At 60.1% G+C, this 1,032-nt stretch carries 1 protein-coding gene; it reads left to right on the plus strand.

Annotated features, from left to right (window positions below):
* Window positions 1-34: 34 nt before the first annotated feature.
* Window positions 35-1,032: IS110 family transposase (locus KJQ96_RS38495; protein WP_213291157.1), on the plus strand; the 998-nt coding region annotated here is incomplete at its 3' end.

Here is a 1,032-nt window from a genome sequence, read left to right on the forward strand (position 1 = left end):
GCGTTGAAGCAAACCACTTTGAGGGGAGCCGTCCATGGGCGAGGTTAGCACGATTGGTCTCGATATTGCGAAGTCAGTCTTCCAGGTTCACGGCGCAGATGTTGATGGCGCGGTTGTGATCCGCAAGCGTGTGAGCCGCGCCAAGGTGCTGGAGTTCTTCTCGACTTTGCCGGCTTGCGTTGTTGGCATTGAAGCCTGCCCAAGTGCCCATCATTGGAGCCGTGAGCTCCAGGCGCTCGGCCATACGGTGCGGCTGATGCCGCCCAGTTATGTGAAGGCTTATCTCAAGCGCAGTAAGAACGACGCTAATGATGCTGCGGCGATCTGCGAGGCAGTGACACGTCCGTCGATGCGTTTTGTGCCGACCAAAAGCGAGCAGCAACAATCAGGCCTGATGCTGCATCGCAGCCGACAGCTACTGGTCCGTCAGCGAACGATGCTGTCGAACGCGATCCGCGGTCACCTGGCCGAGCTCGGCATTATCTCGGCAAAGGGGCGCAACGGCACAGCCGAGCTGTTCAAGATCATTGCTGACGAGAAGGATGGTCGGATACCCGCGGCCGCACGGTTCAGCCTCGATGTTCTTGCCCGCCAACACGCCGCGATCGCAGCTGAGATCGGAGCTATCGAGAAGCGCATCCATGCCTGGCATCGTTCAAGCGAAGAAAGTCGCCGGCTCGAGCAGATCCCAGGCGTTGGTCCCATCGTCGCCACCGCCCTGGTCTCAGAAGTCGGTGATTGGAAAGAGTTCTCGTCCGGACGAAGCCTGGCCGCCTGGATCGGGCTTGTTCCCAAGCAGCATTCGACCGGTGGCAAGGAACGTCTGGGTAGAATCTCAAAGCAGGGAAACCGGTATTTGCGATGGCTACTCGTCACGGGCGCCATGGCCGTTATCCGATATGCGCGGCAGCATGGCACGCGGCGCCTCTGGCTTGCGCATATTATGGAGCGCCGGCCGATCAAGGTCGCCGCCGTGGCGCTTGCCAATAAAATTGCGCGCATGGCCTGGGCCATGATGGTACGCGGAGAGCA

This window comes from Bradyrhizobium sp. sGM-13, assembly GCF_018398875.1.
Taxonomy (GTDB): Bacteria; Pseudomonadota; Alphaproteobacteria; order Rhizobiales; family Xanthobacteraceae; genus Bradyrhizobium.